Genomic DNA, 7,772 nt, shown 5'->3' with positions numbered 1-7,772 from the left:
TACAGCGCGGTCATGTCGATGTTCGCGGGATTGTCGAACCACGCCCGGCTGCGCAGCGCCGGCGGTGTTGTGCTCTCAGTCATCGCTCGCTCCGGGTCAGCGCGCCGTCGAGACGCGGAAGACCATGATATGATGGTAGGGCTTGCCCGGATCGACGCGCGCCGAGCCGAACGCCGGCTGGTTGGGCGTGTCCGGGAATTTCTGCGGCTCCAGCGCGATGCCGTCGCCCATGCGATAGACGTGGCCCGACTTGCCGACCAGCGAGCCGTCGAGGAAGTTGCCCGAGTAGAATTGCACCCCCGGCTCGGTGGTGAGCAGCTCGAGCACGCGCCCGGACACCGGATCCTCCAGCCGCGCGGCGAGCTGCGGGTCCTTGGTGGCGCCCTTGTCGAGCACGAAATTATGATCGTAGCCGCGCCCGATCACGATCTGCGGGTCGCGCCCGTCGCGCACGCCCGCGCCGACGATCCGCCCCTGCGTGAAATCGAACACCGTGCCCGCCACCGGCTTGAGCTCGCCGGTCGGAATCAGCGTGGCGTCGACCGGCGTGTAGCGCTTCGCCGGGATCGTCAGCTTCTGCGCGTAGATGCCGCCGGCCGAGCCCTCGCCCGCCATGTCGAACAGCGCGTGGTTGGTGAGGTTGACGATCGTCGGCGCGTCGGTCTTGGCGCCGAGGTCGATCGTCAGCGAACCGGCGTCGTCGAGGCTGTAGGTCGCGGTCACCTGGAGCGTGCCGGGATAGCCCTGGTCACCCGCCGGGCTGGTCATCACCATGGTGACGCTCGCCTTCGGCCCGGACGTCACCTCGGTGATCTTCCAGATCACCTTGTCGAAGCCCTTGGTGCCGCCATGGAGCGAGTTGGTCTTGTCGTTGAGCGGCAGCTGATAGGTCTTGCCGTCGAGCGCGAACTTGCCGCCGCGGATGCGGTTGGCGTAGCGGCCGACGGTCTGGCCCCAGAAATTGGGCTTGGTGACGTAGCTGGCGGCGTCGTCATAGCCGAGCGTGATGTCGGCCACCTTGCCGTCGCGCCCCGGCACGTTGAGCGACTGGAGCGTCGCGCCGAGCGTCATCACGCGCGCGCTGACGCCGTTGTTGCCGCTGAGCACCACCGCCTCGACCGCGGTGCCGTCGGGCAATTGGCCGAACGCCTCGCGCTTCGCGGTCGCGGCGTCAGCGCCCGCCGCCGCCAGCAGGCTGCCGGCCGCCATCGTCCACCCGCTCCACGCAGCCAACCTCGTCATTGCCGACCTCTCCCGAACGTCCTGCCGCGCGCGTCGCAGGACCGCCGATGCGCGGCGTTTCCGCATTGACCCGGCGGTGACCCGGAATATAGTCAGACATATCGAGCACGCGCAAGCCAGTTCCGCGCGTCACAAGGAGAGGATGATGGCCGGACCACCGATTTCCAGCGGCGTTGTCGCGACGGGAGGTGGCGGTGCCGTCTCCTATCGCCCGGCGCTGACGCTGCTGGCCAGCCTCTTCTTCATGTGGGGCTTCATCACCGTGATCAACAACACGCTGCTGCCGCACCTGCGCAGCGTGTTCGACCTGAACTACACCCAGACCACGCTGATCGAGAGCGTGTGGTTCATCGCCTATTTCTTCGCCTCGATCCCCTCGGCCAAGCTGATCGAGCGGATCGGCTATCAGCGGTCGCTCGTCACCGGACTGATCGTCATGGCGCTGGGGGCGCTGGGCATGGTGCTCGCCGCCAGCCTGCCCTCTTATGGCGTCACGCTGGTGATGCTGTTCGTGATCGCGAGCGGCATCACGCTGCTCCAGGTCGCCGCCAACCCCTATGTCGCGGTGATCGGCCCGCCCGAGACCGCCTCGTCGCGGCTCAACCTGGTGCAGGCGCTCAACTCGGCGGGGACGATGCTGGCGCCGCTGTTCGGCGCCTATCTGATCCTGGGCCGCTCCAAGGGTGGCACCGCGCAGACGGGCACGGTGCTGACCGAGGCCGAGCGGCTCGCCGACGCGCAGTCGGTGATCCTGCCCTATGTGCTGGTGGCGATCGTGCTGGTCGTGCTCGCGGTGGTGATCGCGCGCTTCCCGCTGCCCGCGATGGGGTCGGCGACCAGCCGGCTCGCCAAGGAGGAGCGCAAGCACCACTCGCTGTGGAAGCACCGCAACCTGGTCTTCGGCATCCCCGCGATCTTCATCTATCTGATCGCCGAGATCGGCGTCGCCAACCTGTTCGTGAACTTCGTCAGCCAGCCCACCATCGCCGACGTCACCCCCGAGCAGGCGGGGCGTTACCTGACGCTGCTGTGGGGCGGGATGATGGTGGGGCGCTTCGTCGGCTCCGCGATCATGCAGCGCATCCCGGCCGAGACGGTGCTCGCGGCCTTCTCGATCGGCGCCTTCGTCGTGATGCTGGTCACCGTCTTCACCACCGGTCCGGCGGCGATGTGGTCGCTGATCGCGGTGGGGCTGTTCCACTCGATCATGTTCCCGACGATCTTCACGCTGGGGATCAAGGGGCTGGGGCCGCTCACCGAGGAGGGATCGGGGCTGCTCATCATGGCGATCGCCGGCGGCGCGCTGGTGGTGGTGCAGGGCAAGCTGGCCGATATGTTCGGGCTCCAGCCCTCGTTCCTGCTGACCGCGGCGTGCGAGCTGTACATCCTGTTCTACGCGCTCTGGGGCGCCAAGGCGACCAACGCCTTCCCCGACAGCGCGGCGCAGGAGACCGCCGACTGAGGGCGGCGGGGCGACCTGACGATGTTCGGACGGCCGGTGTTCCCTCGGGGGAGCGCCGGCCGTTCGGTTTTGCGGGGTGCGAGAGCGACGAGGACGCCGTCGATCCTCCCCGCGAGATCCAACTGCGCCCCCTCTACCGTCATCCCGGACTTGTTCCGGGATCCACGGGTCCGGACCCAAAAGGCGGCCTGCATCTTCGGCCTTCTGATCTTCCGCTGCTTTTCACGGGTGATACGCTGCGATGAGGGAGGCCACTTTCTCTTCCCTCATCGTCATCCCGGCCTCGCGCCGGGATCCATTCCTCCACGAGAGCAACGCCGGCGGCTCTCGCGGCACCATGGATCCCGGGTCGAGCCCGGGATGACGGGAGCAAGCCGCTTCCGCGACAATGAACCTTTTTGGGTCCGGACCCACCGTTCCGCGCACTCTCACGGCGTCGTTTCGCGGAGGGGTGGATCCCCGGAACACGTCCGGGATGACGGAAGGGGAGGCGGGACGGCCCCGCCCCAATCCCAGCCTGCCTCTGCCTCCCCTGCCCCGCTCACCCGCCCGCTCGTGCCGGCGGCAGCGGCTGGCCCGGCACCTCGACCGCGAAGCTGAACAGCCCCCCAGCCTCGGGCTGTGCCGCGCGTGCGGCGTCGTCGAGACCGACGCTCGCGGTCGTCACATAAGCGGTGCGCAGGTCGGCGCCGCCGAGCGCCACCTTGGTGACGTTCGACGCCGGGATCCGCACCTCGCGCAGGATCGCACCCGCGGGCGAGTAGAGCCGCGCGCGCCAGCCGCCCCATAGCCCGACCCAGACATTGCCCGCCGAATCGACCGTCACGCCGTCGGGGTGACCGTCGACCGGATCGATCCGCGCGAACTCGCGCATCGCGCCCGTCGTGCCGTCGGGCGCGAGCTCGACCGCGTGGATCACCCCGCCGACCGTGTCGACGTGGTAGAGCGTCCGCCCGTCCGGCGTGATACCGGGGCCGTTGGTGATCGCCACCGCGGGGATCGCGGTCGCCACCGCCGCCTTGCCATCCCAGCGGTGGACGCGACCGGTCACCGCGCTCTCGCCGTCGTCCATCGAGCCGAAATAGATCGCCCCATCGGGCGCCACCGTGGCGTCGTTGAGGCGGTTGCCCGGCAGCTCGGGCTCGACCTCGGCGAGATGCGTGAAGCTGCCGTCCGCCGGATCGAATCGCGACAGCCCGGTCTGGAGACCGACGATCAGCGCGCCGTCGTCCGCGGGGAGCACCCAGCCGACCTGCGCCGGCGCGTCCCATTGCGTCACGGCACCGTCGGCGGGATCGTAGCGATGCACGCGCCGCTTCTTGATATCCACGAACCACAGCAGGTTACGCGCGGGATCCCAGGCCGGCCCCTCGCCCAGCGACGCCGCCCCGCGCCACAATGTCGTCACCTCGTCGAGCATCATGCCTCTCCTCACCTGCGCCGGCCGCTCCGGGCCGACTCCGTCTTGACCTGATCGCACAGCGGTTTATGTCTTACAAATAGATTGGGGAGGATGCGTGGCGGGCGACTATATCGCCATCGACTGGGGCACGACCAACCGCCGCGCGTGGCGCGTGGCGGCGGACGGGACGTTGGGCGAGGCGGTGCGCGACTCGCGCGGGGTGCTCGCGCTCACCGCCGATGATTACCCCGCGGAGCTGGCGGCGCTGCGCGCGCGGCTCGGCGACCTGCCCGTGATCGCCGCCGGCATGGTCGGCTCGAACCGCGGCTGGCGCGAGGTGCCCTATGTCGACGCCCCCGCCGACCTCGCCGCGCTCGCCGCGGGCGCGCTGCGCCTGCCTGATGCCGGCGCCGTGCTGCTGCCCGGCGTCGCGCTGCGCGGCGGCGAGCGCGCCGACGTGATGCGCGGCGAAGAGGTGCAGGTGCTCGGCGCGCTTGAAGCCGGCCTCGCCCCCGCCGACGCTTTGTTCTGCCAGCCCGGCACGCACAACAAGTGGATCGCCACCAATGCGGGTCAGATCACCGACGTCGCCACCGCGCTGACCGGCGAGCTGTTCGCGCTGCTGCGCGGTCACGGCATCCTCAGCGCGATGCTCGACGGGCCGGTCGCCGACGGCGCCGCCTTCCGCGCCGGCGTCGCGCGCGGCGCGGGCGCGCGCGACCTCACCGTCGCCTTGTTCGAGGTGCGCGCGCGCGTGCTGCTCGACCGGCTCGACGCGGTCGACGCCGCCAGCTTCGCCAGCGGCGTGCTGATCGGCGCCGACGTCGGCGCGCGCACCGACCTCAAGGGGCGCCCGGTCCAGCTGCTCGCCAGCGGCGACCTCGCCACGCTCTACGCCGCCGCGATCGACGCGTGCGGCGGCACCGCTCTGGCGCTCGACAGCGAGCGCGCCTTCGCCGCCGGGATCCACCGGCTGTGGGAGATGACCCGATGACCGATAACCTCGCGACGTTCGACGCCGCTTTCCGCCAGGCGCCGCTGGTGGCGATCCTGCGCGGCCTCACCCCGGCCGAGGCGCCCGCGGTGGGCGACGCGCTGGTGGAGGCGGGCTTCACGCTGCTGGAGGTGCCGCTCAACTCGCCCGAGCCGATCGAGAGCATCCGTTTGCTCGCCGAGCGGCTCGCCGGGCGCGCGATGGTCGGCGCCGGCACCGTGCTCACTACCGACGACGTCGCGCGCGTGCGCGACGCGGGCGGCACGCTGATCGTCTCGCCCAACACCAACCCGGAGGTGATCCGCGCGAGCGTCGCCGCCGGGCTGGTGTCGCTGCCCGGCTATTTCACCCCCAGCGAGGGCTTCGCCGCGCTCGCCGCGGGCGCCACCGCGCTCAAGCTCTTCCCCGCCGACGGCACCACCCCCGCCTTCCTCAAGGCGCAGCGCGCGGTGCTGCCCAAGGCGACGCGGATGCTCGCGGTCGGCGGCATCACCCCGCACAACATGGCCGAGTGGCGCGCCGCGGGCGCCGACGGCTTCGGGCTCGGCTCCAACCTCTACCGCCCTGGCAAGTCGGCCGGGGCGGTGGGCGAGGACGCCCGCCAGTATATCACCGCGCTCGAGGACCTCGCATGAGCTTCACCCGCCTGCTCCAGCACCGCGGCGACGACGGTCGCCGCCGCGTTATCCTCGCCGAGGGCGATGCCGCACACTTCCTCGACGGCGTCGCCACCGCGCGTGAGCTGGCGCTGGAGGCGATCGCGCGCGGCACCACGCTCGCCGCGGCCGCCGCGGCGCGGCGCACCGACGAGGCGGTCGACCTTGCCGCCGAGCTCGACGCCAAGCGCCTGCTCCCCGCGATCGACCATGAGGATGGCGCGCGGCTGCTGCTCGCGGGCACCGGGCTGACCCATCTCGGCTCGGCCGAGGGGCGCGACAAGATGCACAAGGCGGCGGCCGACGCCGCGCACCAGACCGACTCGATGCGGATGTTCCTGGAAGGCGTCGCGGGCGGCAAGCCCGCCGCGGGCGCGGTCGGCCAGCAGCCCGAGTGGTTCTACAAGGGCGACGGCCAGTCGCTGGTGGCGCCCGAGGCGCCGCTCGCCTCGCCCGCCTTCGCGCAGGACGGCGGCGAGGAGCCCGAGCTCGCCGGCATCTACCTGATCGGCGAGGACGGCACGCCCTATCGCCTCGGCGTCGCGCTCGCCAACGAGTTCAGCGACCATGTCACCGAGAAGCACAATTACCTGTGGCTCGCGCATTCCAAGCTGCGCCAGGCCGCGCTCGGCCCCGAGCTGCTGCTCGGCACGCCGCCGGCGGACATCCGCGGCACCAGCCGCATCGTCCGCGATGGCGCGACTTTGTGGGAGAAGCCGTTCCTGACCGGCGAGGACAATATGTCGCACCACCTCGCCAACCTTGAGCACCATCATTTCAAGTACGCCGGCTTCCGCCGCCCCGGCGACGTCCACGTCCATTTCTTCGGCACCGCGACCTTGTCGGTGGCTGACGGGGTCAAGACCCAGCCGGGCGACGTGTTCGAGATCAGCGCCGCGCCGTTCGCGCTACCGCTGCGCAACCCGCTGACCAACGCGCCCGACGCGCCGGTGCAGGTGCGCGCGCTGTGAGCGCCCGCATCCGCCTCGCGCTGGTCGGCATGGGCAAGATCGCGCATGACCAGCACCTTCCCGCGATCGCCGGCAACGACGACATCGAGCTGGTCGCGACGGTCAGCCGCCACGGCGAGCCGGTCGACGGCCTGCCCTTCTTCCCCAACGTCGAGGCGCTGGCGGCGAGCGAGGTCGCGGTCGACGCGGTCGCGCTCTGCACCCCGCCGCAGGTGCGCCGCGCCATCGCGCAGTTCGCGATCGAGCAAGGGTGGCACGTCTTCCTCGAGAAGCCGCCGGGCGCGACGCTGGCCGAGGTCACCGCACTGCGCGACGCCGCGACGGCACGCGGCGTCAGCCTGTTCGCCAGTTGGCACTCGCGCTACGCCGACGGGGTCGAGCCCGCGCGGGCGTGGCTCGCCGGCCGCGCGGTGAAGCGGGCAACGATCACCTGGCGCGAGGATGTGCGCGTCTGGCACCCGGGGCAGGACTGGATCTGGGAACCGGGCGGCTTCGGCGTGTTCGATCCCGGCATCAACGCGCTGTCGATCGCGACACGGATCCTGCCGCGCCCCTTCTTCGTCGAGACCGCCGAGCTGGACGTGCCGTCGAACCGCGCCGCGCCGATCGCCGCGCGCGTCGCCTTCCGCGACACCGCGGGCAGCGCGGTCGCGATGGACCTCGACTTCCGCCAGGAAGGTCCGCAGCATTGGGACATCGAGGTGGAGACCGACGCGGGCACGCTGCTGCTCGCCAAGGGTGGCTCGGTGCTGACGATCGACGGCGCCGAGGCGCTGGCGCACGACGCCGCGCTGCACGGCGAATATCCGGGCCTGTACCGCCGCTTCGCCGAGATCGTCCGCGCCGGCGAGTCCGACGTCGACGTCGCACCGCTGCGGCTGGTGGCGGACGCGTTCCTGCGCGGGCGACATATCAGCGTCGAGCCCTTCGTCGAATAAGACGACGGGGCGCCCGCAGGCGCCCGCTGGAGGGTTCGACGGTCACAGGCGCGACGGACACGTCGGCCCGGACGATTCGTCAGCCCGAGATTCTAGCCCGACCGCGG

At 71.1% G+C, this 7,772-nt stretch carries 7 protein-coding genes; 5 read left to right on the top strand and 2 right to left on the bottom strand.

The annotated features are described in order from the left end of the window. Window positions 1–96 precede the first annotated feature (96 nt). A complete protein-coding gene (locus EV292_RS16745; protein ID WP_132910373.1) occupies window positions 97–1,242 on the bottom strand; it encodes an aldose epimerase family protein in 1,146 nt (381 codons plus the stop codon). A 145-nt stretch (window positions 1,243–1,387) separates the two neighbouring features. On the opposite strand from EV292_RS16745, the gene EV292_RS16740 reads away from it, so the two are divergent. Next, window positions 1,388–2,704, top strand: a complete 1,317-nt coding sequence (locus tag EV292_RS16740) for a sugar MFS transporter (protein ID WP_132910372.1) — start codon at window positions 1,388–1,390, stop codon at window positions 2,702–2,704. 541 nt (window positions 2,705–3,245) lie between these two features. Here the strand turns inward: EV292_RS16740 and EV292_RS16735 are convergent. Then, a complete protein-coding gene (locus EV292_RS16735; RefSeq protein WP_243693822.1) occupies window positions 3,246–4,127 on the bottom strand; it encodes an SMP-30/gluconolactonase/LRE family protein in 882 nt (293 codons plus the stop codon). Window positions 4,128–4,221: 94 nt separating this feature from the next. Here EV292_RS16735 and EV292_RS16730 point away from each other — a divergent pair, with 94 nt between their 5' ends. The 4 genes from EV292_RS16730 to EV292_RS16715 are packed head-to-tail and all read left to right on the top strand — an operon-like array spanning window position 4,222 to window position 7,665. Beyond that, window positions 4,222–5,100, top strand: coding sequence for a 2-dehydro-3-deoxygalactonokinase (locus tag EV292_RS16730; protein ID WP_132910370.1), 879 nt, complete (start codon window positions 4,222–4,224; stop codon window positions 5,098–5,100). Continuing rightward, a complete protein-coding gene (locus tag EV292_RS16725) occupies window positions 5,097–5,735 on the top strand; it encodes a 2-dehydro-3-deoxy-6-phosphogalactonate aldolase (RefSeq protein WP_132910369.1) in 639 nt (212 codons plus the stop codon). The genes EV292_RS16730 and EV292_RS16725 overlap by 4 nt, the downstream gene beginning before the upstream one ends. Next, window positions 5,732–6,727: an AraD1 family protein gene (araD1, locus tag EV292_RS16720; protein ID WP_132910368.1), complete on the top strand. Its 996-nt coding sequence runs from the start codon at window positions 5,732–5,734 to the stop codon at window positions 6,725–6,727. The genes EV292_RS16725 and araD1 overlap by 4 nt, the downstream gene beginning before the upstream one ends. Beyond that, the gene (locus tag EV292_RS16715; protein WP_132910367.1) at window positions 6,724–7,665 is read left to right on the top strand and encodes a Gfo/Idh/MocA family oxidoreductase; all 942 of its coding nucleotides are present in this window, start codon (window positions 6,724–6,726) and stop codon (window positions 7,663–7,665) included. Before araD1 ends, EV292_RS16715 begins: the two co-directional genes overlap by 4 nt. The last annotated feature ends 107 nt before the right edge of the window (window positions 7,666–7,772 follow it).

The sequence above is a fragment of the Sphingomonas sp. BK235 genome (assembly GCF_004345855.1).
In the GTDB taxonomy this organism is placed as follows: Bacteria; Pseudomonadota; Alphaproteobacteria; order Sphingomonadales; family Sphingomonadaceae; genus Sphingomonas.
Note: the sequence above shows the minus strand (reverse complement) of the source record. Positions and strands in the feature narration are given on the sequence as shown.

Bases quoted from the DNA above. Each gene is read 5' to 3' on its own strand.
- EV292_RS16745 (WP_132910373.1), bottom strand. From the start codon at position 1,242: ATGACGAGGTTGGCTGCGTGGAGCGGGTGGACGATGGCGGCCGGCAGC.
- EV292_RS16740 (WP_132910372.1), top strand. From the start codon at position 1,388: ATGGCCGGACCACCGATTTCCAGCGGCGTTGTCGCGACGGGAGGTGGC.
- EV292_RS16735 (WP_243693822.1), bottom strand. From the start codon at position 4,127: ATGATGCTCGACGAGGTGACGACATTGTGGCGCGGGGCGGCGTCGCTG.
- EV292_RS16725 (WP_132910369.1), top strand. From the start codon at position 5,097: ATGACCGATAACCTCGCGACGTTCGACGCCGCTTTCCGCCAGGCGCCG.
- araD1 (WP_132910368.1), top strand. From the start codon at position 5,732: ATGAGCTTCACCCGCCTGCTCCAGCACCGCGGCGACGACGGTCGCCGC.